This is a genomic window from Micromonospora lutea (assembly GCF_016863535.1).
GTDB lineage: Bacteria > Actinomycetota > Actinomycetes > Mycobacteriales > Micromonosporaceae > Micromonospora > Micromonospora lutea.
This window is the reverse complement of record NZ_BOPB01000001.1, coordinates 196964-219231: the sequence shown is the minus strand read 5'-3', so window position 1 is coordinate 219231 and position 22268 is coordinate 196964. Positions and strand designations below refer to the sequence as shown.

The following is a 22268-nucleotide window of genomic DNA, read 5'->3' as shown; positions in this document are numbered from 1 at the left end:
CGATGATGCCCGGATCCGGCGTCGATCACACCCCCTGCTGCGGCTGCTCCGCGTCGAGTCTGGCCCGCAGGGCGTCCAACTCGGCCCAGAGGACACCGGGCAGCTTGTCGCCGAACTTCTCGAACCACTCGGTGACGAGCGGTAGTTCGTTCCGCCACTCGTCCGGGTCCACCTTCAGCGCGATGCGGACGTCCTCCGGCGTCATGTCCAGGCCCTCGACGTCCAGCGAGTCCAGGGTCGGGACCATGCCGATCGGGGTCTCGACGGCGTCCGCCTGGCCCTCGATCCGCTCGATGATCCACTTGAGCACCCGCGAGTTCTCGCCGAAGCCCGGCCAGAGGAAACCGCCCTCCGGGTCCTTGCGGAACCAGTTGACGTAGTAGACCTTGGGCAGCTTCGACTCGTCGCCGTCGGCGCCCTTGCCCATCTCAATCCAGTGCCGGAAGTAGTCGCCGCCGTGGTAGCCGATGAACGGCAGCATCGCCATCGGGTCGCGGCGGACCACGCCGACCGCGCCGGACGCGGCGGCGGTGGTCTCCGAGGAGAGCGTGGCGCCCATGTAGACACCGTGCACCCAGTCCCGGGCCTCGGTGACCAGCGGCACGGTGTCGCGACGTCGCCCACCGAACAGGATCGCGTCGATCGGTACGCCGTTCGGGTTGTAGTAGTCCTCCGCCAGGATCGGACACTGGGTGATCGGGGTGCAGAACCGGCTGTTCGCGTGCGAGGAGAGGCTCTCGCTCTCCGGCGTCCAGTCGTTGCCCTTCCAGTCGATCAGGTGGGCCGGCGGCTCACCCATGCCCTCCCACCAGATGTCACCGTCGTCGGTGAGGGCGACGTTGGTGAAGATGGAGTTGCCTCGCTCCAGCGTCCGCATGGCGTTGGCGTTGGTCTTCCAGTCGGTTCCCGGGGCCACGCCGAACAGGCCGTACTCCGGGTTGATCGCATAGAGCCGTCCGTCCGGACCGAACCGCATCCAGGCGATGTCGTCGCCGATCGTCTCGACCTTCCAACCCGGGATGGTCGGCTCCAGCATGGCCAGGTTGGTCTTGCCGCAGGCCGACGGGAAGGCACCGGCGATGTGGTAGACCCGCCCCTCCGGCGAGGTGATCTTCAGGATCAGCATGTGTTCGGCGAGCCAGCCCTCGTCGCGCCCCATCACGCTGGCGATACGCAGGGAGTAGCACTTCTTGCCGAGCAGCGAGTTACCGCCGTACCCGGAGCCGTAGGACCAGATTTCGCGGGTTTCCGGGAAGTGGGAGATGTACTTGGTGTCGTTGCACGGCCAGGCCACGTCCTGCTGGCCGGGAGCCAGCGGCGCGCCGATCGAGTGCAGGGCGTGCACGAAGTCCGCGTCGTCGCCCATCGCCTCCAGGATCTTGGCCCCCATCCGGGTCATGATCCGCATGGAGGCGACCACATACGGGCTGTCGGTGATCTCCACACCGAACATCGGCTTCTCGGCCTCGACCGGACCCATCACGAACGGGATGACGTACATCGTCCGCCCACGCATCGAGCCGCGGTAGAGCTCCGTCATGGTCCGCTTCATCTCGGCCGGCGCCATCCAGTTGTTGGTGGGGCCGGCGTCCGCCTCGTCCACGGAACAGATGTAGGTGCGTTCCTCGACCCGGGCGACGTCCGTCGGGTCGGTGCGCGCGTAGAAGGAGTTGGGTCTCTTCTCGGGATTCAGCCGGATGAGCGTCCCGGCTTCGACCAGCTCGTCGGTGAGCCGACGCCATTCCTGGTCGGACCCGTCCACCCAGACGACCTGGTCAGGGGTGGTCAGTTCAGCGACCTCACGGACCCAGGCGAGGAGTTTCGGGTGGGACGTAGGGGCCTGATCGATACCCCGAACGGTGGCCGGAGCAACCATGACACATCTCCTTGTGGTCGACGCTGACCGGTCTATGGAGTGCACGAATCTTGGCGCCGCGATGCGGGTCGCCGTCGTGGAAACCTGGGATTGGCCTCAGCGTAAACCGAGCAACCTCTCCAGTCAGTGGGACTGGTTGTGAAGAACTGCACAAGGTGCGGTCACGCTGCGGCATCACGAGCCTTTACCCGCTTTCACGCGCAGTTTCACGCAAATTCTCCGGCGGACCTCCTGATGGCGGCACCCTTCCAAGGACTGCGGCGGGGTTTTTCGACCGGCCGTACCGAAACGGAAAACGACACCCGATCGCACGGATCCCGTCACGCTCCGTTCGTGCCCGTCCGTGCCGCCGCACCGGTGCACCCGGTGCCCGTTGCTACCCGCTCCCGGGCCCGCCAACCGGTACGCTCGCACAGTGGCCGCCACAATGACCGGGGAGCCAGGCTCCCGGCAGACCCGCCCGGGTCTGGTTCATTCCCTGATCGACCGCTTCGGTCATCTCGTCCGGGAAATGAGCAAGTTCGCGACCGTCGGCGGGGTCGCCTTCCTCATCGACTTCGTCCTGTTCAACTACCTGATCGGCCCACAGGGCGTCGAGCAGGTCACCGCCAAGACGATCGCGACGGTCATCGCCGCGACCTTCGCCTTCGTGGGCAACCGGTTCTGGACGTGGCGACATCGCAAGCGCTCCCACCCGGCCCGCGAGTACGCGCTCTTCTTCTTCTTCAACGCCGTCGGCCTCGGCATCGCGGTGGCCTGCCTGGCTATCAGCCACTATGGGCTCGGCAGCATCTGGCCGGCGGTCTTCCAGACCCGACTGGCCGACAACGTCGCCAGCTTCGTGGTGGGCACCGGGTTCGGCACGCTGTTCCGATTCTGGTCGTACCGACGGTTCGTCTTCGTGGAAGCGGGAACGCCATCCGTCGCGGGAGAGAACCAGGACCGCCGGGCGTGACCTGCCGCCCACTCGTTCGGTCGGAGCCAGCCGACCCCGACCCACTGCCCTAAGGTGTTGCGCATGCCTCTCGTCCGTCTGCTGCCGGAGCGTTGGCAGAAGTTCATCCACGAGGCACTCAAATTCGGCCTGGTCGGCGGCATCAACACGGTCATCAATTACGCCGTGTTCAACGCACTGGCACTCACGGTCTTCGTCGACGGTCAGCTGAAGGCAACCGTCGTAGCGACCATCGTGGCCACGATCACGTCGTACCTGATGAATCGACACTGGACGTACCGGGATCGTCCAAAATCTGCGATGCAGCGGGAATACGCCCTGTTTTTCCTATTCAACGGGGCTGGGCTGCTCATCGAACTCGGTGTGCTCGCCGCCGCCAAGTACGGGCTGGGCGTGACCGGGCTGCTGGCGCTGAACGTCGCGAAGACCGGCGGCGTGGTGCTGGCGACCCTGTTCCGCTTCTGGTCGTACCGAACCTTCGTCTTCCAGCCCGCCGCCCCCGCCGAGTCGACGCAGCGTTGGCACGGCCTGCCCCGCGACGAGTGGGACACGATGGCCGGCATGGACCCGGTGGCCGAGTTGGCCGAGTCCGTGACGGAACTTGAGGAGGAGCAACCACCCGCCCGGCCTGGTGTGACTCCCCGGCCGCTCCAGCCGAGGGCCGCGTCGTTGCCCGACGAGGCCGAGCTGACGGCGGCGTTGGACGCCGAGTTGGAGGCCGAGTTGGCCGCCCAGTTGCAGCCAGCCCCGGCCCCCCGCCGCCTCCGCCGCCGCTGACCGGCCGCCGGCGGTGGCGCCCGGCGATTACGCCCCGGCGCTCTTGTCGCGCTCGCTGAGAATCTCGCGGAGTTCACCATCACCGAGCGAGTGCCGGTCGTGGAAGGCCTCCACGAGTTCGTAGAGCTTCGTCTGGACCCGGTCGACGCTGGGCACGTCGTGCAGGACCGACTGCCCGCGCTCACCGGCCGACTCGATGGTGAGAGTGCCGTAGCCCAGCAGCCGCCCGGCGAAACGCTGACTCATCGAGTGGTCGTTGACCCGGCTCAACGGGATGTCCCGGCGCTCCCGGGAGAACACACCGTGCTGGAGCAGGACCCGTTCATTGGTGAAGAGGTAGTGCGTGGTGCGCCAGGAAACGTACGGCAACACCGCAAGGACCAGCACGGCAAGCAGGGCCAGCCCGCCGATCACCGCGAGCGTCACGGAACCGCTTCCACCCGACGGCAGGAACACCACGCCGACCACCACGGCCGCGATGGCCAGCACCAGCACCGCGACCGGTCGGATCAGCGCCTTCCAGTGCGGGTGCAGGTGCAACACGACATGCTCATCCTCGGTGAGCACGTCTTCGGGGAACGCCACGGAAACCTCCTCGCAGGAACGGACGCGCAGACGGTAACCCCCCACCGCCACCGCCCCACATCCGCCACGCGGCTCGTTGCGCGCCCCCGCCAAGCCCTACGCGCCGATCATGAGGTTGTTGTCGCCTGGACGCACCTGGGCCGACAACAACCTCATGATCAACGGGGTAGGAGGCGGGAGGGGGAGGAGGGGGGAGGGGGGTCAGCGGAGGTGGTGGATGTCGGCGGCGGCTAGGGGGTGCTGGCCGGTGGGGGTGGTGAGGAGGAGTTGACCGCTTGGGTCGATGGCGGTGGCGGTGCCGGTCACGGCGGTGCCGTCGGGGAGTTGGGCGCGGACCTGGCGGCCGATGGTGCCGCAGGTTGCCAGGTACGCCTCCCGCAGCCCGCTGGCCGTCGCGTCCCCACCCGCGTCACGCCACCGGGCGTACCAGTCGGCGACCGAGCGGAGCAGGGCCCGCAACAGCGGATCCCGGTCGGTGGCCGCCGCTCCGGCCAGTTGCAGCGAGGTGGCGGGCAGGCCGGTGGGATGCTCCGGTAGCTCGTCGGCGCGCAGCGTCACGTTCAGCCCGATACCGAGTACGACTGCGGGCGGGTCACTCAACTCCGGCCCCGGCACCCCCTCGGCGAGGATCCCGGCGCACTTGGCACCGCCGATGAGCAGGTCGTTCGGCCACTTCAGGGTGGCCTCCAGCTCGGCCAGCAGCGTCACCGCCTCGACCAGCGCCACACCGGCCAGCAACGGCAGCCAGCCGTACCCCGCCGGGGGTGCCGGCGACCAGCCCCGGGTCGGCACCGCCTCGCCCGGCCGCAGCAGCACGCTGGTGGCGATCCCGGCGCGCGGCGGCGACTGCCAGACCCGCCCACGCCGTCCCCGGCCCGCGGTCTGCTGTTCGGCCACCACGACCAGGCCCTCCGGCTCGCCGTTCCGTGCCGCCTCAGCGACGTCCGCATTGGTGGACCCGGTCTCCGTCCGCAACTCCAGCCGGGACCACGGACCGTAGGGCGCGACCAGCGCCCGACGCAGCCGGGCCGCCGACAGCGGCGGGCGATCCAGATCGGTGTACGGCGAGCCGGGCATTCGGCCAGCCTACGGGTAGTGCGGTGAGGCGAACTGCACAGCTGCGGCGACCTGAACCATCGTTATATTCCCAGGGTGACTACCGAGACCGGGACCAACATCCACAGCACCGCGGGCAAGCTGGCGGACCTGGCACGACGGGTCGACGAGGCGGCGAACGCCGGGTCGACCCGCGCCGTGGAGAAGCAGCACGCGCGGGGCAAGAAAACCGCCCGGGAGCGCATCGAGATGCTGCTCGACGAGGGATCCTTCGTCGAGTTGGACGAGTTCGCCCGGCATCGGTCCACCAACTTCGGGCTGGACCGGAGCCGCCCCTACGGTGACGGCGTGATCACCGGCTACGGCACGATCGACGGCCGGCAGGTCTGCGTGTTCGCCCAGGACTTCACGGTCTTCGGCGGCTCCCTCGGCGAGGTCTTCGGCGAGAAGATCGTCAAGGTGATGGACCTCGCCATGAAGATCGGCTGCCCGGTCATCGGCATCAACGACTCCGGCGGCGCTCGGATCCAGGAGGGCGTCGTCTCGCTCGGGCTGTACGGCGAGATCTTCTTCCGCAACGTCCGCGCCAGCGGTGTGATCCCGCAGATCTCGCTCATCATGGGCCCGTGTGCGGGCGGCGCGGTCTACTCCCCCGCGGTCACCGACTTCACCGTGATGGTCGACCAGACCTCGCACATGTTCATCACCGGCCCGGACGTCATCAAGACCGTCACCGGCGAGGACGTCGGCATGGAGGAGCTGGGCGGGGCCCGCACCCACAACAGCCGCAGCGGCAACGCGCACTACCTCGCCACCGACGAGGACGACGCGGTCGACTACGTCAAGGCGCTTCTCTCCCACCTGCCCTCGAACAACCTCGACGAGCCACCGGTCTTCGACGCCCCGGCCGACCTGGACGTCAGCGACGAGGATCGGGAACTGGACACGCTGATCCCCGACTCGGCCAACCAGCCGTACGACATGCACCAGGTGATCGAACACGTGGTCGACGACGGGGAGTTCCTGGAGGTTCAGCCGCTCTACGCGCAGAACATGGTGGTCGGCTTCGGTCGGGTCGAGGGCCGGCCGGTCGGCGTGGTGGCCAACCAGCCGATGCACTTCGCCGGCACCCTGGACATCGCGGCCAGCGAGAAAGCGGCCCGCTTCGTGCGCACCTGCGACGCCTTCAACATCCCGGTACTGACCTTCGTGGACGTTCCCGGTTTCCTGCCCGGCACCGGCCAGGAGTGGGACGGCATCATCCGCCGGGGCGCGAAACTCATCTACGCGTACGCCGAGGCCACCGTGCCGAAGGTAACCGTGATCACCCGCAAGGCGTACGGCGGGGCGTACGACGTGATGGGCTCCAAGCATCTGGGGGCGGATCTCAACTTCGCCTGGCCGACCGCCCAGATCGCCGTGATGGGCGCGCAGGGCGCGGTGAACATTCTCTACCGGCAGGAGTTGGCCGCCGCCGAGGATCCGGCCGCCGTCCGCGCCGAGAAGATCGCCGAGTACGAGGACACCCTCGCCAACCCGTACGTGGCCGCCGAACGTGGCTACGTCGACGCGGTGATCCCGCCGCACGAGACCCGTACCCAGATCGTCCGCGCCCTTCGCGTGCTCCGTACCAAGCGCGAATCCCTCCCCCCCAAGAAGCACGGCAACATCCCGCTGTAGGTGCAAGGAAGGGACCCTTACTAACGCCTGGTGTATAGGAAGGGGCCCTTCCTAACACTCGGGCGGGGTCAGCAGGGTGGGTTTGCAGCGGTGCAGAGCCGTTCCGCGGCCACGGCGGCGAGGCGACGCAACTCCCGTGCCGTACCGTCCCGGCCCAGACCCATCACCGTGATCAGGTCGCCGACCCGCACCACAGCGGTCCTTTCGAGATGATCCTGCCGCCGGCTCTCGCCGGTCTCCAGGTTGCGCACCGCCGTGACGCTGTGCTCGATCATCAACGCCTGGTCGCCGACGAAGTCGCGGTCGGTCACCTCCCACCGATGCTCGGCCTCCATCGCAGCGATATCGCCCTCCCAGAGTGCCTCGCCCCTGGCCAGCCAGCTCGCGCACGGGGTGAGCAGCGCGTCGATCCGGGCCACGATCCGGTCCGCCACCTGCGGGGTGAGCCGGTAGACGTCCTGGCTGAACAACAGCTCGGCCAGGCCAGGCTCGGTGCCGTCGACCCGCGACCGCAGCAGCGTCTGGGAACGCGAGTAGCGAGACATCTCCCAGTCGGCGGCCCGACCCTGCTCTCGGTGGCAGGAGAGCAACATCTGGTCGATCTGTACGGGTTCTCCCAGCCCTGTCCGGCCGAGCGGTGGTTCCGTCGACACGGAGAGGTCACCCGGTTGCACCAAGGCTTCCCGGGGGATCTCCGCAGAGGGAACCGCGACGGTCGGCACGGCCAACGGAGCAGCCAGCGGTGGTGGTGGTGGTGCGGCCAGTCGCTTCGTGACGACGGCGGAGAGGGCGGCCACCATCAACACGGCGATCGCCGCGCCCGCCATCGCATGTCGTCGGCGGCGGGCGGCCCGCTCGCGCAGCTCTGCGGGTGCCGCCCAGCGAACCTCGCGTAGGTCGTGCTGCACCCGCTCGAGGAGCCTCATTTCGTCACGCACCGGGAGCCTCCTCAAGATCAGAGACGGCGAGCAACCCGGCGAGCGCGGCACGCCCGCGGGACAGTCGGGCCTTGACCGTGCCGACGGGGGCCGCGGTCTGCCGCGCCACCTCCGCGACCGGCAGTCCGGCAAGGTAGTACAGCGCGATCGCGACGCGTTGTTCCTCGGGTAGTCGGCGCAGGGCGGCAACCACCTCGACGGTGTCGGTGGTCGGTTCCGGCACGCTGTCGACCGCGCCATGCCGCAGGTAGGCCCGGGCCCGGCTGCGCAGGCTGCGCCAGCGGCTCACCGCGATCCGGGCTGCCACCACGCGTACCCACGCCTCCGGGTCGTCGTAGCCGCCCACGGTGGACCAGCGCTGCCAGGCCCGGATGAACGCCTCCTGCACGGCGTCCTGAGCCTCGGTGAGGTCGCCGGTCAGCACGTAGACGTAACCGAGCAGCCGCTGCCGGCTGCCCCGGTAGAACTCGTCGAACCCCTCGACGTCCGCCACCCGCACCTCCCGTACCTGACAGAGCACACGCACCGGAGGGTGTGGAAGGTTGCCGATCAGCCGACGAATCAGGTGAGGCCGGCCTCGGCCAGCAGCGGACCGGCCAGCATCAGGCCACCGACCACCAGCACGGCGAGGTTGACCAGACCGAAGAGAACCACCCAGAAGAACGCCGGCAGCGGGGTGATGCCGGCCAACTGGTCGGCGTCGGAGGCCGGCATCCCGCGCCGCGCGCGCAGCCGTTGCAACTCCACCACCGGGCGTACGCCGCCGAGCAGCAGGAACCACACACCGGTCCAGGCGAAGGCGGCCTGCACCTGCGGGCTGGCGTACCAGGAGACGGCGAGCACCGCGCCGCCGGTGACGACCAGCGAGAGCGCGCCGTAGACGTTGCGGATCATGACCAGCATGGCCAGCAGCAGGACCACCGCGATCCACAGCAGCAGGGTGATCCGGTTACCGGCGAGCAGCCACGCCCCGCCCAGGCCCACCATGGGTGGGGCGAGGTATCCGGCGAGCAGGGTGAGCACCATGCCCGGACCGGTGGGGCGGCCGGCGGACAGCGTCAGGCCGGAGGTGTCCGAGTGCAGCCGGATACCGTGCAGCTTGCGTCCGGTGAGCACCGCGACGAGCGCGTGACCGCCCTCGTGGGCAATGGTGATCATATTGCGGGCGATCCGCCACGGCAGCCGGGTGACGACCACCAGCAACGCGACCAGACCGGTGAGCACCACCAGCAGCGGGGGCGGGTCGGGCTGCGCGCCGAACAGGCGGTCCCAGAACTCGGTCATGCCCTCGATCGACACCATGGGGCGCGAGCCTACCGCCCCCGTCCGAATGTCGACCCTGGGCCGGCGGACCGTTCCGGTGTCGGTCCCAGGCCAACCGGTCGTATCGTGTGAGACTGACCGGGTGGCGATCGGATCGGGAGGTGAACGCCGGTGAGCGCGGCCCCCCTGGAACCCCACGTCGGCCTCTGGACGGAGGCCGAGTATTTCGCCATGGGCGAGACCCGTGACCGGATCGAGTTGCTCGACGGGAGCCTGATCGTGAGCCCTGCCCCGAGCAAGCGGCATCAGTTGGTGTCGCGATGGCTGGCTAACAGCCTCGACGCGGCGGCTGCCCCGGTCGGCCTGACCGTTTTTGAAGCGGTCAATCTTCGGCTCGGCCGCGACCGGATCGCTATCCCCGACGTCGTGGTGGCCGACACCGACGACGAGGGCACCGTGGTTGAAGCCGCCGAAGTGGCGCTCGTCTGCGAGATCGTGTCGCCGGGTAACGCCGCCGCTGACCGGGTACTCAAGATGCAGCTCTACGCGATCGCCCGGATCCCCTGGTACCTGCTGGTCGAGCAGGACGGCGACACCCACTCGCTGCGGCTGTACCGGCTGGACGGCGGGCACTATGTCGAGGACCGGGTGGCCAAGGCCGGGGAGACGCTCACCCTCGCCGAGCCGTTCCGCTGGCAGGTGGATCCGGGCACGCTGCGTTGATCACCAGGTGGGCCGCCCACACAAGGCGACATTGAAAGTTTCCTTAACCCCTATTGCCGTGGCGAACAGTTGCCTTCAAAGATGTCTGTCTATCGACAGTCGTCTCAGGAGGACGCCATGGGTCGGACCAGATCGCTGCGTCGGCTGACCGCCGCCGCACTCGCCGTACTCGCCACCGCTGCCGCCGGGCTCGTCGCCACCGCGACCCCGGCCGCCGCCGCCACCGTGCCGGGCATCGACGTCTCGCGCTACCAGGGCACCATCAACTGGACGAGCGTCCGCAACTCCGGCATCCAGTTCGCCTTCATCAAGGCCACCGAGGGTACGAGCTACAAGGACCCGAACTTCAACGCGAACTACGTGAACGCGTACCACGCCGGGGTCATCCGCGGCGCGTACCACTTCGCCCGGCCCAACATCTCCTCCGGCGCGGTCCAGGCGAACTTCCTGGCCTCCAACGGCGGCGCCTGGTCGGCCGACAGCCGCACCCTGCCGGCCGCGCTCGACCTGGAGGCGAACCCGTACAGCGGCGGATACTGCTACGGCCTGAGCACCACCGGCATGCGCAACTGGGTGCAGGACTTCCTCAACACCTACCGGTCCCGCACCGGCCGCTACGCGGTCATCTACACCACCACCAGCTTCTGGAACCAGTGCACCGGCTCGTGGAGCGGGCCGTGGAACAACCACCCGTTGTGGGTGGCCCGCTGGTCGTCCTCCGTCGGCGCTCTGCCGGCCGGCGCGCCGTTCTGGAGCTTCTGGCAGTACACCGACTCCGGCCGCGTCTCCGGCATCAGCGGTCCCGTCGACCGCAACTACTGGAACGGCGACCGTAGCCGGCTGATCGCCCTGGCCAACAACACCTGACGTACGCGCGACGGCGGGCCGGCGTCCTCCGCTCAGTGCGGACGCCAGCCTGCCGTCGCGCCGTTCACGACCCGTGTCGTCGCGCCGGACCTCGCCGGCAATCTCAGGCCCGCCGCCGCGCGGCCAACGCGACCGGCACAGTCATGCCACCTCGCCGGGACACACTGCCCCGCCGGGTGAGGTGCCAGCCGGCGAGCGCGGCTCCGGCGAGTGTCACCAGGCTCAACATGGTGGCCAGCACCGCGACTCCGACGGTGGCGACCAGCAGTACGACGTTGCCCAGCACCACGAGCGTCCACAGTGCCAGCCGGGGCCGGGCGTCCCTTCCTCGGTAACCCATCTCGGGCCTCCCTTCCGTCGTCGGAGATCAGATACCCCGGACGGCGGAGGGCCATGCCTGTCGATCAGTCCTGACGGTCCGGCACGAACTCGCGGAAGATCATCTCGAAGTTCTCCAGCTGCGCGTCCCACTCCCGGTCCGCGACCTCCCAGCGCAGCGCGAAGCCCCGGTTGCTGGCGGTCACGAAGCCCCGGTTACGGGTCCGGATGCGGGTACCGTCGCGGTCTTCGCGCCAGTCCCAGTCCGCGCAGGTGCGCCACTTGCAGTCGATGGAGTCGATGTCGATGTACTGGTAGTTGCGGACCAGATTCTTCCGTGCCGGCTCGATGGCTCGCCATGCGGCGGCCGCGTCACGCTGCGGCCGGTCGGTGCGGTCGATGAGCAACTCACGGACGCCGTTCGGCTCCTTGTACAGCACCCACGTTCCGCCGGCGCTGCGCCGCCAGCCGTCGGGCACCGGCACCTTGAAGCCGACCGGGTCGGTACGCAGCGTCCACCCCTCCGGGAGGCCACCCGTGGTTGCCGACGGGCTGGGCGACGCCGACGGGCTGGGCGAAGCGGACGGGCTGACCGTCGGCTCGTTCGCCGGGGGAACAGCCGCATCCGAGGTGGCCGGAGGCGGCGCACTGCTGGTGCCATCGGTGACCGGCGGCGTCCCGCCGTTCTCGTCGTCGCCTCGGGTGAGCAGCGGCACCGCCACCACCAGGCCGATCAGCAGCAGCGCGACCACGGCACCGACGAGCACGGCGCGCCGGGTCCGCTCCGAGCGGAACTGCCCGGCCTTGAAGACCGAGCCACGTGCCGGTGCCGGGCTCACCGGCGCCGCCGGCATGACCGAGGTGGCCTGCGGAGTCCTCCGCGTGTCACCCCCCGCCGGCCGGTCCACCCGCGTACTGCCGCCCGATCCGGCCGCGTCCGTCGTGGCCCCACCGCCGGCCTTGCCCACCTCGGTCGGTGTCGCCGAGGCAGTCTCGTCCGCAGTGGCGGTGCGTTTCGTGGCGTCGGTGTTCGTCTCGGCCTGGCCGGACGGCGCGGCGTCCGCAGGGTGAGCCTCGGCAGCCGGTACGCCGGTCTGCGTCGCGGCACCCGGGTCCGCCAGCCCTGATTCGCTCCGGTCGCTGCCGGTACCCGTTGCGACCGAGTCGTCGACGGTCACGGCCCGGCCGGCAGCGGCCGAGTCGTCGACGGTCACGGCCCGGCCGGCAGCGGCCGAGTCGTCGGCGGACGTGACCGGGCCAGCAACAGCCTGATCGTCGGCGGGCGTGGCCTGGCCGGCGCCGGTGTCGTCCTCCGGCGTTCCGGCTGCGGCAGCGGCGGTCGAGGCGGTGCCCGCCGCAGCGTCCCGCCCGTCCGACGGGGCCGGTGAGGCGGCACCGGATCGTCCACTCTCCGCCTCGGCCGCAGCGGCGTCCGATGGGCTGGTCGACGAGACCTTCGCCGTCGGGTCGGCGTCGACACCCCCGGCCGGACCGGCGATCTTGGCGGTCGGGTCGGCGTCGGTGCGGGGCTGCGTGCCGGTCGATCGGTCCGCCGTGGAGCCGGCCGCGACGCCACCGGCCAGCAGCCCGGAGGGGGGTGGCGTGCGGGGCGCGGGCGGGGTGACCGGGCTCGCCGGGCGCTCACCGGAGGGGCGCGGCGCCGGCACCAGCGGTGGGCGCGGCTCGCGCGGCCCGTTCGGCCCGGGCCGGCGTACGCCGTCGAGAAGGGAGATGCCCCGGGCCCGGCGGCCGCTGGCCCGGCGCAGCATGCGCTCGGCGGACTCGGCGGTGATCCGCTCCTGCGGGTCCTTGCGGAGCAGCCCGGCGAGCACCTGCTTGAGCGGTCCGGCGTTGCGGGCCGGCGGCACCGGCTCGGTGGCCAGCGCGGCCAACGTGCTGATCGCGGAGGGACGCGCGTAGGGGGACTTGCCCTCCACGGCGGCGTACAGGGTGGCGCCGAGCGACCACAGGTCGGCCTCCGGACCGAAGGTGCCGTCGCGGGCGCGCTCCGGCGCGATGTACGCGGGCGAGCCGAGCACCATCCCGGTACGGGTGACGTTCGGGTCGCCGGGGATCGTGGCCAGCCCGAAGTCGGTGAGCACCACCCGACCGTCGGTGCCGAGCAGCACGTTGCCGGGCTTGACGTCGCGGTGCATGATGCCGGCCTTGTGCGCGGCCTTCAACGCGTTCAGCACGCCCAGGCCGATCTCCACCGCCCGTGCCGGTGACACCGGGCCGTCCTCGGCGATGGTGTCCTGTAGCGACCTGGACGCCACGTACTCCATGACGATCCACGGGTCACCGTCGGTGCGGAGCACGTCGAAGATGCGTACCACGTTGATGTTGTTGAGCCGCGCGATGGCGCGTGCCTCGCGCAGCGAGCGCTCGCGCATCTCGCGACGCTCGTCGTTGGTCAGACCCGGCGGCGGAACCAGCTCTTTGATCGCGACATCGCGGTGCAGCACCTCGTCGCGCGCCTTCCATACCCGACCCATGCCGCCCTGACCGAGCGGCGAGATGAGCCGGTACCGGTCGGCGACGAGTTGGGGGGAAGCTTCTGACATCGCTGAGACGGTACCCGGCAGCGCACACGGTCACACCGCCGGCACGCCACTGTGCGACGAAGATCAAGCTCACGCCGCGTACCCTGAGGTCATGTCTGCCGAAGAGCCGCTGTTCCGGATCGTGCGCGGCGTGCCGACCGCCGAGGAACTGGCCGCGCTGGTGGGCGTCATCGCCGCGCGCTCCCGCCCGACGGTCCGGCCCGCGCCGACCCCGACGTCGGTCTGGGCGCGCAGTGGCCGCCCGGTGGGTGCGACGCTGACGCCCGGTGCCGCCGCGTGGCGCGCCTCGGGCCTCCCGCGCTGACCGATCTGGTACGCCCCGTCGATGCCGTGCGCAGCTTGAACGACGAGCTGTCAGGGCTGCGGGAGGCGGCGTTGACGGTCTAACCTCACTCAGGGGAGCGAGCCCGTGACAGATTGGGAGGGCCGATGATCCCTGAGGAGGATCGACCAGCATCCTGGCTACGCGGTACCGGGGGCGTCGAGGCCGACATCAGCCAGCTACGAGACTTCGCCGAGCAACTCCGCGCCGAGCTGGAGATCGGTTACGCACCGCACCTTCGGTACATCGCCGACGACATGCTCACCACTGTGCCCAATCCGGCTGACGCCTTCATCGAGCTGGTGCAGTTCATGCGTACCCACTGGGAAACCCAACAGGCGACGACCAACGCGGTCTGGGGCGTCGGCGACGCCACTGGCCACCTCGCCGAGGCTGCCAAAATCGTGGCCGAGCAGTACGCCGACACCGACGCCTTCGCCGCAGCCCGGGTGGCTGACGTCCACCAGGCACTCGGGCAACCCGGCACACCACCATCGCCGGCCGCGGCATCGCCCTCCGTGGCATCGCCCGCCGTGGCATCGCCCTCGCTCGCCGACCCCACCGGCACCGACCCGGGGATGGTGCCGTGAGGGAACCAGGCGTCGGCCGCAGCGGCCTGACTGAGTGGCACCTGATGAACGTCGCCGACATGTGGGCCTGCCTCCAGGGCCACCACACCGACAACCACTGGCGTCACGTCGCCGGTTGGCGCAAGGTCGCAGAGTTGGCCGGCCAGCACCTGGAACGACTGCGGACCTACCGCGCACGCCTCGCCCAGGTCTGGCCACCTGATACGAACGCAGCCTCCCGCGCCTACCTCGCCAAACTCGACGAGCTGATCGAGCAGGTGCAGCGTACGCACGACGCCGCCGCCACCAACCAGACCACGCTGTCCGCCGCGACCCAGGCCCTCAGCAGCAGCCGAGTCGAAATACAAAAAATCTATGCCGAGTACGCCGGCAAACTGCAACAGCGGCGAGCCTGGGAGCAAACCGCCGCCGACCCGAAGGCTGCCGCCGCCAGCCGAGCCATCCAGCCACCCGTCACGGACTCTGACCTCGAACGGCTGAACATCCAAGCCCGCAACATCATGTACGGCCTCAGCACCGAACTCCAACAAGCCCAAACCCTACTCCGCCACCCACCTGCACAAGTCGTACGGCATGGCGATCGCAGCCTTGATCCCGTGGATCCATATTCGATAGTTCCGGCTCCGGTTATTCCACCTATTGCGCCGTCCCTATTTCCAGCGAACGTTAAGACGTCAACACGGACAAACTTGTCGTCACAGCACGCGTCGACGCCGAGCCTTCCTCGCACCGGCCCTGTGCTTGGCAGCGCAGGGCAAACGCCTGCCCCAGCACGGACGGATCCCAGAGCAACGACGCCTTCAGTACCAAATCAGGCCGCACCGCCAGCGCTTGGGATCGCGACGCCTTCATTAGGTTCAGTGGATCGCCGCGTAGGCCCGGGCGTTCTCACCCCGCCGGAAGACAGCAAAAACCCACATCCGAAGCCAACGAACCACGCCCGAGGTCGACTCCAAGTCGGCCAAACTCATAATGGTTTGATTAGTAGCCTTCCCGGCGCCGGTTCGACTCAACCAAATCCCGTCAGCAACCAGCCGCGCCGGATTAACCCGATCAGCGGAATAATAGGCGGTGGAGCTGCCGGTACAGCCCCGGCAGGCAGCGCCGGGTCTCGTCCCGCCAGTCGAGGCTTCCCCGGAGTAAATCACAATACCCCGGGCGGATCAGCTGGCAACATTGGGACTGTTCCTGCGGCCGGCTATCGAAGCGAGCGGAACCTCAAAGCAGACGATCCGCCAGAGTGGGATCCGGACCATCCGTGGAAGACGAAGCAAGGCGTCGAGCCGGTTCTAAAACCACCTGAGGATCATGGGCCAATGGATCCCGGTCCAGCCATCGGTTTCACCAAGTGAGGGTCTGCGCCTATCCACGCCTTGCCCTTATCTTAACCACGGCAGCCGCCGTCGGCCTTTGGTCAGCTCACCCTCTAAGTGCGGTTACTCCCACGACCGACGACGCGCGCCAAGTGCGCGCCGACCAGTGGCACCTGTCTCACCTCAAGGTGGCAGAGGCACATCGCAGTAGCCAGGGGGAAGGGGTCATCGTGGCCGTGCCCGATACAGGCGTCTATCCTCATCCTGACATTCAACGAAATTTATTAGTCGGCAAGAGTCTCTTACCGCAGACACAAAGCGGAGGCCGCACGGATCCGAATGGACACGGGACAGCGATGGCCGGCATCATCGGCGCACATGGCCAAGGCGAAGGAATTGGCGCACTGGGAATTGCCCCCATGGCGCAGATACTACCTATCAGGTCCTCCACGCCCGGAAACGTCGGAGACGCCGACCGGCTAGCGCTGGCAGTCGAGTACGCCATTAGCGAAGGCGCAGACGTCATAAGCATCTCCAGCGGAGGTGGATACAGCGCCCGCCTAGCACGCGCGCTAGAGTCCGCTCACACAGCCAACGTAGTCGTGGTTGCAGCAGCGGGAAATAAGCCTACCGACTCAGCCGTAATTTATCCGGCAGCCTTCGACACGGTCGTCGCAGTGGGGGGCACTGACCGACACGGGCAACATTCGCACGTATCAGTTACAGGGCACCAGGTTGATGTGGTAGCGCCAGCGGTGGATATTTACAGCATTAACTCAAACACCGGCTATCGCCGAAGCACTGGCACGTCAAATTCGACCGCTATCGTCGCCGGAGCGGCGGCACTGGTTCGGTCGAAGTATCCGTATCTGCCGGCTGACGAGGTGGTTCATCGGCTGACTGCTACTGCGATCGACAAAGGACCGCCGGGGCGCGACGACCAGTACGGCTACGGGGTGATCGATCTGGTGGCGGCGCTGACGGCCGACGTACCGCCGAGGGGTTTCGGGTCTGCGTCGACGGCCGGGCCGGACGGGCCTGGCGCCACCACGGCGGCGGCTGATGGGCCCCCTGCCGGTGGGGAGCGGGCGGCAACGGTACGCGGCCTGGTCACGCTGGGGGTGCTGGTGGCGGCGGGTGGCGCTTGGGCGCTGTTCGTCCGGCGTCGACGCCGCTCTGATGATCCGCCGCCGCGGATCTCTCGCTGACGCACCGGGCGGGAGCGGAAGGGCCGGGCGAGCGGACGCGAGGGTGAGCGGGGTGGTGTGCGGCGTGGCGTACGCCGGCAGGCGGTAACGTCGGCGGGGTGCCTGACGCCCTGCCGCTCCGCCTCGTGCTCGCCTCGGCGAGCCCTGCCCGCCGCAAGTCTCTCCAGTCTGCCGGGATCGAACCGGATGTGCTGGTCAGTGGGGTCGATGAATCGCTCGTGGTGACCGAACGGGCAGAGGATCTTTGTCTGGAGTTGGCCCGGCTCAAAGCACAGGCCGTACTGGGTCGGCTGCGTCCGACCGACGAGGAGCGCACCCTCGTGCTCGGCTGCGACTCGGTGCTCGCCTTCGACGGACAGATCCTTGGCAAGCCCGACAACGAGGCCGACGCCACGCAACGATGGGAGCGGATGCGCGGGCGGAGCGGGGTGCTGCACAGCGGCCACTGCCTCGTGGACATCGTGGCCGGGCGGCGCGCCGAGGCGGTCGCCTCCACTGTGGTGCACTTCGCCGACATCAGCGACCACGAGATCGCCACCTATGTCGCCACTGGTGAGCCGCTCGCGGTGGCTGGCGCGTTCACGATCGACGGGTTGGGCGGACCATTCGTGGAGCGGATCGAGGGGGACCCGGGGACGGTCATCGGGCTCTCACTGCCATTGCTGCGGAGTCTGCTTTCCGAGTTGGATCTGCGGATCACCGATCTGTGGACGAAGATTGCGCCTGGTAACCAGATTGTCGAACCGCTCGGTTAGGTTTCGAGCATGACGCTGAAGTCAATTCCGCTCACCGACGACCTGCACCAGTACCTTGTGGCGCACGGTGCTCCGCCGGACGAGATCGTCAGTGATCTGGCACGGGAAACCCTGGAGCTGCTTCCCGAACACGCGTCGATGCAGGTCGCGCCGGAGCAGGCCGCCTTCCTGACGTTCCTGACCCGGCTGCTCGGTGCTCGGCAGGCCGTCGAGGTGGGTACCTTCACCGGGTTGTCGTCGCTGGCGATCGCTCGTGGGCTGGCCGAAGGCGGCCGGTTGACCTGCTTCGACATCTCCGAGGAGTACACCGGCATCGCTCGCCGGTACTGGTCGCGGGCCGGCGTCGACGACCGGATCGACCTGCGCATCGGGCCGGCCGGCGACACGCTGCGTGAACTGCCGCACGACCGCCACCTGGATTTTGCCTTCATCGACGCCGACAAGACCGGCTACCCGGTCTACTGGGCCGAGTTGGTGCCACGGATGCGGCCCGGTGGAGTGATCGCCGTCGACAACGTGTTGCGCAACGGCCGAGTGGTGGCGCCGCAGAGCGAAGACGACCGGGCGATCGCGGCGTTCAACGAGGACGTGCTGGCCGACGTGCGGGTGGATGCCGTGATGTTGCCGATCGCCGACGGACTGACGCTCGCTCACGTGCACTGACGCGCTCGCAGGGCCGTTCCGACGCGGGACGCGCTGCGGGTCCTGGTCGACAGCGGCATGTCGGGGCAGCCCGCTGACGGGAAGCCCCGACATGCCGCAACCGGGACCGCCCGAGATCGGCGCTGGGGTTCAGCGGACGCTGCGGGCAAACTGGCGGGCGGCCCAGTAGACGCCGGCGGCGGCGAGCACCGTGATGATGGTCAGCCCCTGCCAGACCCGGTCGTTGCCGATGTCGCCGTTGAACAGTGCCCGGGTGCCGTCGACCGCCCAGGAGAACGGGTTCCATTTGGCGACGCCCTGCAACCAGCCCGGCGCAAAGGCGAGCGGCAGCAGGATGCCGGAGAGCAGCAGAACCGGTTGGGCCACCGTGTTCATCAGTGGTGCCAGGGCGTCCTCACTCTTCACCTTCAGCGCGACGCCGTAGGAGACCGCCGAGGTCATCAGCGCGATCAGGGCGAGCATCAGGTAGGCCAGCAGCAGGTCACCGATGAACACGCGCAGGTCGAACAGGAGCGCGAGCAGCGTGATGATGACGGCCTGGACGATGAGCGACACCACGTCGCGCAGCGACCGGCCGAGCAGCAGGGCGAGCCGGCTGATCGGGGTGACGCGGGAGCGTTCGATGACCCCGGCCCGCAGCTCGGCGATCAGGCCGAAGCCCTGGAACAGCCCACCGAAGATGGCCAGCAGCACCAGCAGACCAGGCACGAAGATCTTGTATGCCTCGGCCTGGGTGGGTGCGCCCAGCGCGGGCTTGAGCAGCGGGGCGAAGAGCAGCAGGTACATCACCGGTTGAAAGACACCGACGAAGACCCACACGGGGTTGCGCAGCAGCAGGTTCAGTTGCCGCTGGAAGATGAGCCAGGTGTCGCGGGCGAGCTTCATGAGATCTCCGGATCGGGTCAGGACTCGCGCAGCGAGCGGCCGGTCTTGGTGAGGAAGACATCGTCGAGACTCGGGCGGTGCAGCTCGATCGACCTCAGGTCGAGCCCTGCCGAGTCGATTCGCCGCAGGATCCGCGGAATGGCGGTTGCGCCCTCGTCGACGAAGAGCCGCAGCCCGCCCTCGTCGAGCAACTCCAGCCGGTTCACGTACTCCTCGCCGTCGAGCAGCTTCTCGGCCTCGCCGGTGGCGGTGACGTCGAGACCGACCTGCACGACGTCGCCGGAGATTTCCCGCTTGAGGTCGGCTGGCGTACCCTCGGCGACCACCTCGCCATGGTCCATGATCGCGATGCGGTCGCAGAGCGCGTCGGCCTCGTCGAGATAGTGCGTGGTGATGAAGACGGTCATCCCGTCGGCGCGCAACCGACGAATCTCGTCCCACATGTGGGCGCGGCTCTGCGGGTCGAGCCCGGTGGTGGGCTCGTCCAGAAAGACGATTTTCGGCTCGTGGATGATGCCGAGCGCGATCTCGACCCGACGCCGCTGGCCACCGGAGTACGTCTTGCACTTGCGATCGGCGAACTCGCTCAGCTGGAACGCCTCCAGCGCCCGGGTGGCCCGCCGTTGCGCCTCGGCCTTGCTGATGCCGTACATCCGGGCCTGGAGCACCAGTTCCTCGCGGCCGGTGGATTCGTCCCAGGTGCTGCCGCCCTGGGCGACGTAGCCGATCCTGCGACGCACCTCGCCCGGGTTCGTGAGCAGGTCCGCGCCGGCGATGGTCGCCTGGCCGCCGTCCGGTTCGATCAGCGTCGCCAGCATCCGCAGCGTGGTGGTCTTGCCGGCTCCGTTCGGGCCCAGAAACCCGAAGATCTCACCGGCCGGGACGTTCAGGTCGACGCCGCGTACCGCTTCGACGGTTTTCGTCTCCCGACCGGCCCGGCTACGGAACGACTTCCGCAGCCCTCTGGTCTCGATCATGTCTGCTCCCCGCTCGTGGCCTGTGTCGGCCATCATCGTCACCGGCACTCGACCACATCCGTACGACACCACGCCGCTCAATTACCGCGCCCGGACAGTGCGCCATCCCACACTGAGTCATCGTTAGGGCTGCTGACGTGGCCGTTAAACTCCCGGTCAACAGCCTGCCCGGGAGGAGCCACCAGGTGCGCAAGGTACTCATCGCCAACCGGGGCGAGATCGCCGTCCGGGTCGTCCGCGCCTGCCGGGACGCGGGCCTTGGCAGCGTCGCGGTGTACGCGGACGCTGACCGGGACGCCTTGCACGCCACGCTGGCCGACGAGGCGTACGCCCTGGGTGGTGACACCGCTGCGGATTCGTACCTGCGCATCGACAAGCTGATCGACATCGCCGGCCGTTCCGGGGCGGACGCGGTGCATCCCGGGTACGGCTTCCTCTCCGAGAACGCCGACTTCGCCCAGGCGGTCATGGACGCCGGTCTGACCTGGATCGGTCCTACCCCGCAGGCGATCCGCGACCTGGGTGACAAGGTGACCGCCCGGCACATCGCCCAGCGGGCCGGCGCTCCGCTGGTCCCCGGCACCGCTGACCCGGTCGGCAGCGCCGACGAGGTGCTGGCCTTCGCGGTCGACCACGGCCTGCCGGTGGCGATCAAGGCGGCCTTCGGCGGCGGCGGGCGCGGGCTGAAGGTGGCCCGCACCATGGAGGAGATCCCGCAGCTGTTCGAGTCGGCCACCCGGGAGGCGGTCGCCGCGTTCGGCCGGGGCGAGTGCTTCGTCGAGCGGTACCTCGACCGGCCCCGCCATGTGGAGGCGCAGGTCCTGGCCGACCAGCACGGCAACGTGATCGTGGTGGGCACCCGGGACTGCTCGTTGCAGCGCCGCCACCAGAAGCTGGTCGAAGAGGCACCGGCCCCGTTCCTCACCGCCGCGCAGCGGGCCCAGATCCACGACAGCGCGAAGGCGATCTGCCGGGAGGCCGGCTACCACGGTGCCGGCACCGTCGAGTACCTGGTCGGCAACGACGGCACCATCTCCTTCCTGGAGGTCAACACCCGGCTTCAGGTGGAGCACCCGGTGACCGAGGAGACCGCCGGCATCGACCTGGTCCGCGAGCAGTTCCGCATCGCCGACGGTGAGAAGCTGCGCTTCACCGAGGACCCGACGCCGCGCGGACACTCGATCGAGTTCCGGATCAACGGCGAGGACCCGGGCCGTAACTTCCTGCCCGCCCCCGGCACGGTCACCGCGTTGCGGTTGCCCACCGGTCCCGGGGTACGGGTCGACACCGGCATCTCGGCCGGCGACGTGATCGGCGGCAACTTCGACTCCCTCCTGGCCAAGGTCATCATCACCGGCGAGACCCGGGCCGAGGCGTTGGAGCGGGCCCGCCGGGCGCTGGACGAGATGGTGGTCGAGGGGATGGCCACCGCGCTGCCCTTCCACCGCCTGGTGGTTCGTGATCCGGCGTTCACCGCCGAGCCGTTCATCGTGCACACCCGGTGGATCGAGACCGAGTTCGACAACACCGTGCCGCCGTTCACCGCCGCCGGCGGAGCCGTCGCGGGCCCGTCCGAGCGCGAGACCGTCGTGGTCGAGGTGGGCGGCAAGCGGCTGGAGGTCAGCCTGCCCGCCGGTCTCGGCGCCGGTACGGTCGGCTCCGCACCCGCCGCACGGAAGCCGACCCGCCGGGGTGGTGGGGCCACGGCGGGCGCGGCGGCGAGCGGGGACTCGCTCACCTCGCCCATGCAGGGCACCATCGTGAAGATCGCGGTCGCCGACGGGGACACGGTCGCCGAGGGCGACCTGGTCGTGGTGCTGGAGGCGATGAAGATGGAGCAGCCGCTGCACGCCCACAAGGCCGGCACGGTCAGCAGCCTCGCGGCCGAGGTGGGCGCGGTCATCACCGCTGGGGCGGTGATCTGCACCATCGCCTGAGGGGTTAACAAGGGCA

22 protein-coding genes are annotated in these 22268 nt (G+C 69.0%); 12 read left to right on the top strand and 10 right to left on the bottom strand.

The genetic code is table 11. From position 1 onward, the window contains the following. Nucleotides 1-25: 25 nt before the first annotated feature. Nucleotides 26-1876 carry a phosphoenolpyruvate carboxykinase (GTP) gene (locus Vlu01_RS01035; RefSeq protein WP_203991153.1) on the bottom strand — a complete coding sequence of 617 codons (1851 nt, stop codon included), beginning with the start codon at nucleotides 1874-1876 and terminating at the stop codon, nucleotides 26-28. Nucleotides 1877-2249: 373 nt separating this feature from the next. On the opposite strand from Vlu01_RS01035, the gene Vlu01_RS01030 reads away from it, so the two are divergent. Together Vlu01_RS01030 and Vlu01_RS01025 are read left to right on the top strand one after the other, a co-directional pair. Further along, entirely contained in the window at nucleotides 2250-2831 is a 582-nt protein-coding gene (locus tag Vlu01_RS01030; RefSeq protein WP_373307219.1) for a GtrA family protein, read from the top strand. A 63-nt stretch (nucleotides 2832-2894) separates the two neighbouring features. After that, nucleotides 2895-3608 carry a GtrA family protein gene (locus Vlu01_RS01025; RefSeq protein WP_203991148.1) on the top strand — a complete coding sequence of 238 codons (714 nt, stop codon included), beginning with the start codon at nucleotides 2895-2897 and terminating at the stop codon, nucleotides 3606-3608. A gap of 27 nt (nucleotides 3609-3635) precedes the next feature. On the opposite strand, the gene Vlu01_RS01020 is transcribed toward Vlu01_RS01025, so the two are convergent. Further along, nucleotides 3636-4193: a PH domain-containing protein gene (locus Vlu01_RS01020; RefSeq protein WP_203991145.1), complete on the bottom strand. Its 558-nt coding sequence runs from the start codon at nucleotides 4191-4193 to the stop codon at nucleotides 3636-3638. Between the two features lie 201 nt (nucleotides 4194-4394). Then, nucleotides 4395-5270, bottom strand: coding sequence for a biotin--[acetyl-CoA-carboxylase] ligase (locus tag Vlu01_RS01015; RefSeq protein ID WP_203991142.1), 876 nt, complete (start codon nucleotides 5268-5270; stop codon nucleotides 4395-4397). Between the two features lie 75 nt (nucleotides 5271-5345). Between Vlu01_RS01015 and Vlu01_RS01010 the strand changes: the two genes are divergently transcribed. Further along, nucleotides 5346-6929 (top strand): acyl-CoA carboxylase subunit beta, encoded by a 1584-nt coding sequence (locus Vlu01_RS01010; RefSeq protein ID WP_203991140.1) that lies wholly within the window; start codon nucleotides 5346-5348, stop codon nucleotides 6927-6929. Between the two features lie 68 nt (nucleotides 6930-6997). On the opposite strand, the gene Vlu01_RS01005 is transcribed toward Vlu01_RS01010, so the two are convergent. From Vlu01_RS01005 to Vlu01_RS00995, 3 genes are all read right to left on the bottom strand, one after another. Then, on the bottom strand, nucleotides 6998-7867 hold the full coding sequence (locus tag Vlu01_RS01005) for a hypothetical protein (RefSeq protein ID WP_203991137.1): 870 nt from the start codon (nucleotides 7865-7867) through the stop codon (nucleotides 6998-7000). Beyond that, a complete protein-coding gene (locus Vlu01_RS01000) occupies nucleotides 7860-8360 on the bottom strand; it encodes a SigE family RNA polymerase sigma factor (protein ID WP_203991134.1) in 501 nt (166 codons plus the stop codon). Before Vlu01_RS01000 ends, Vlu01_RS01005 begins: the two co-directional genes overlap by 8 nt. 68 nt (nucleotides 8361-8428) lie before the next feature. Beyond that, nucleotides 8429-9169 (bottom strand): M50 family metallopeptidase, encoded by a 741-nt coding sequence (locus Vlu01_RS00995; RefSeq protein ID WP_203991131.1) that lies wholly within the window; start codon nucleotides 9167-9169, stop codon nucleotides 8429-8431. A 132-nt stretch (nucleotides 9170-9301) separates the two neighbouring features. On the opposite strand from Vlu01_RS00995, the gene Vlu01_RS00990 reads away from it, so the two are divergent. Then, entirely contained in the window at nucleotides 9302-9853 is a 552-nt protein-coding gene (locus Vlu01_RS00990) for a Uma2 family endonuclease (protein WP_239095615.1), read from the top strand. Between the two features lie 117 nt (nucleotides 9854-9970). Then, nucleotides 9971-10720, top strand: a complete 750-nt coding sequence (locus Vlu01_RS00985) for a GH25 family lysozyme (protein WP_203991128.1) — start codon at nucleotides 9971-9973, stop codon at nucleotides 10718-10720. 103 nt (nucleotides 10721-10823) lie between these two features. On the opposite strand, the gene Vlu01_RS00980 is transcribed toward Vlu01_RS00985, so the two are convergent. Together Vlu01_RS00980 and Vlu01_RS28090 are read right to left on the bottom strand one after the other, a co-directional pair. Continuing rightward, complete coding sequence (locus Vlu01_RS00980; RefSeq protein ID WP_203991125.1) at nucleotides 10824-11060, bottom strand: hypothetical protein; 237 nt, start codon at nucleotides 11058-11060, stop codon at nucleotides 10824-10826. Between the two features lie 64 nt (nucleotides 11061-11124). Then, nucleotides 11125-13602, bottom strand: a complete 2478-nt coding sequence (locus Vlu01_RS28090; protein WP_239095614.1) for a serine/threonine-protein kinase — start codon at nucleotides 13600-13602, stop codon at nucleotides 11125-11127. 91 nt (nucleotides 13603-13693) lie between these two features. On the opposite strand from Vlu01_RS28090, the gene Vlu01_RS00970 reads away from it, so the two are divergent. The 6 genes from Vlu01_RS00970 (at nucleotide 13694) to Vlu01_RS00945 (ending at nucleotide 18453) form a co-directional block, all read left to right on the top strand. Beyond that, nucleotides 13694-13906 (top strand): acyl-CoA carboxylase subunit epsilon, encoded by a 213-nt coding sequence (locus Vlu01_RS00970; protein WP_203991111.1) that lies wholly within the window; start codon nucleotides 13694-13696, stop codon nucleotides 13904-13906. Between the two features lie 125 nt (nucleotides 13907-14031). After that, on the top strand, nucleotides 14032-14514 hold the full coding sequence (locus Vlu01_RS00965; protein WP_203991108.1) for a hypothetical protein: 483 nt from the start codon (nucleotides 14032-14034) through the stop codon (nucleotides 14512-14514). Continuing rightward, on the top strand, nucleotides 14511-15866 hold the full coding sequence (locus Vlu01_RS00960; protein ID WP_239095613.1) for a MerR family transcriptional regulator: 1356 nt from the start codon (nucleotides 14511-14513) through the stop codon (nucleotides 15864-15866). The genes Vlu01_RS00965 and Vlu01_RS00960 overlap by 4 nt, the downstream gene beginning before the upstream one ends. Nucleotides 15867-15895: 29 nt before the next feature. After that, nucleotides 15896-17035: a S8 family serine peptidase gene (locus Vlu01_RS00955; protein WP_203991619.1), complete on the top strand. Its 1140-nt coding sequence runs from the start codon at nucleotides 15896-15898 to the stop codon at nucleotides 17033-17035. A gap of 98 nt (nucleotides 17036-17133) precedes the next feature. Further along, nucleotides 17134-17790: a Maf family protein gene (locus Vlu01_RS00950; RefSeq protein ID WP_203991104.1), complete on the top strand. Its 657-nt coding sequence runs from the start codon at nucleotides 17134-17136 to the stop codon at nucleotides 17788-17790. A 9-nt stretch (nucleotides 17791-17799) separates the two neighbouring features. After that, nucleotides 17800-18453, top strand: a complete 654-nt coding sequence (locus Vlu01_RS00945; RefSeq protein WP_203991101.1) for an O-methyltransferase — start codon at nucleotides 17800-17802, stop codon at nucleotides 18451-18453. Nucleotides 18454-18582: 129 nt separating this feature from the next. On the opposite strand, the gene Vlu01_RS00940 is transcribed toward Vlu01_RS00945, so the two are convergent. Both Vlu01_RS00940 and Vlu01_RS00935 read right to left on the bottom strand, forming a co-directional pair. Further along, nucleotides 18583-19338 carry an ABC transporter permease gene (locus tag Vlu01_RS00940; protein ID WP_203991098.1) on the bottom strand — a complete coding sequence of 252 codons (756 nt, stop codon included), beginning with the start codon at nucleotides 19336-19338 and terminating at the stop codon, nucleotides 18583-18585. A 17-nt stretch (nucleotides 19339-19355) separates the two neighbouring features. Next, entirely contained in the window at nucleotides 19356-20315 is a 960-nt protein-coding gene (locus Vlu01_RS00935) for an ATP-binding cassette domain-containing protein (RefSeq protein ID WP_203991095.1), read from the bottom strand. A gap of 185 nt (nucleotides 20316-20500) precedes the next feature. On the opposite strand from Vlu01_RS00935, the gene Vlu01_RS00930 reads away from it, so the two are divergent. After that, nucleotides 20501-22252, top strand: a complete 1752-nt coding sequence (locus Vlu01_RS00930; RefSeq protein ID WP_203991077.1) for an acetyl/propionyl/methylcrotonyl-CoA carboxylase subunit alpha — start codon at nucleotides 20501-20503, stop codon at nucleotides 22250-22252. The last annotated feature ends 16 nt before the right edge of the window (nucleotides 22253-22268 follow it).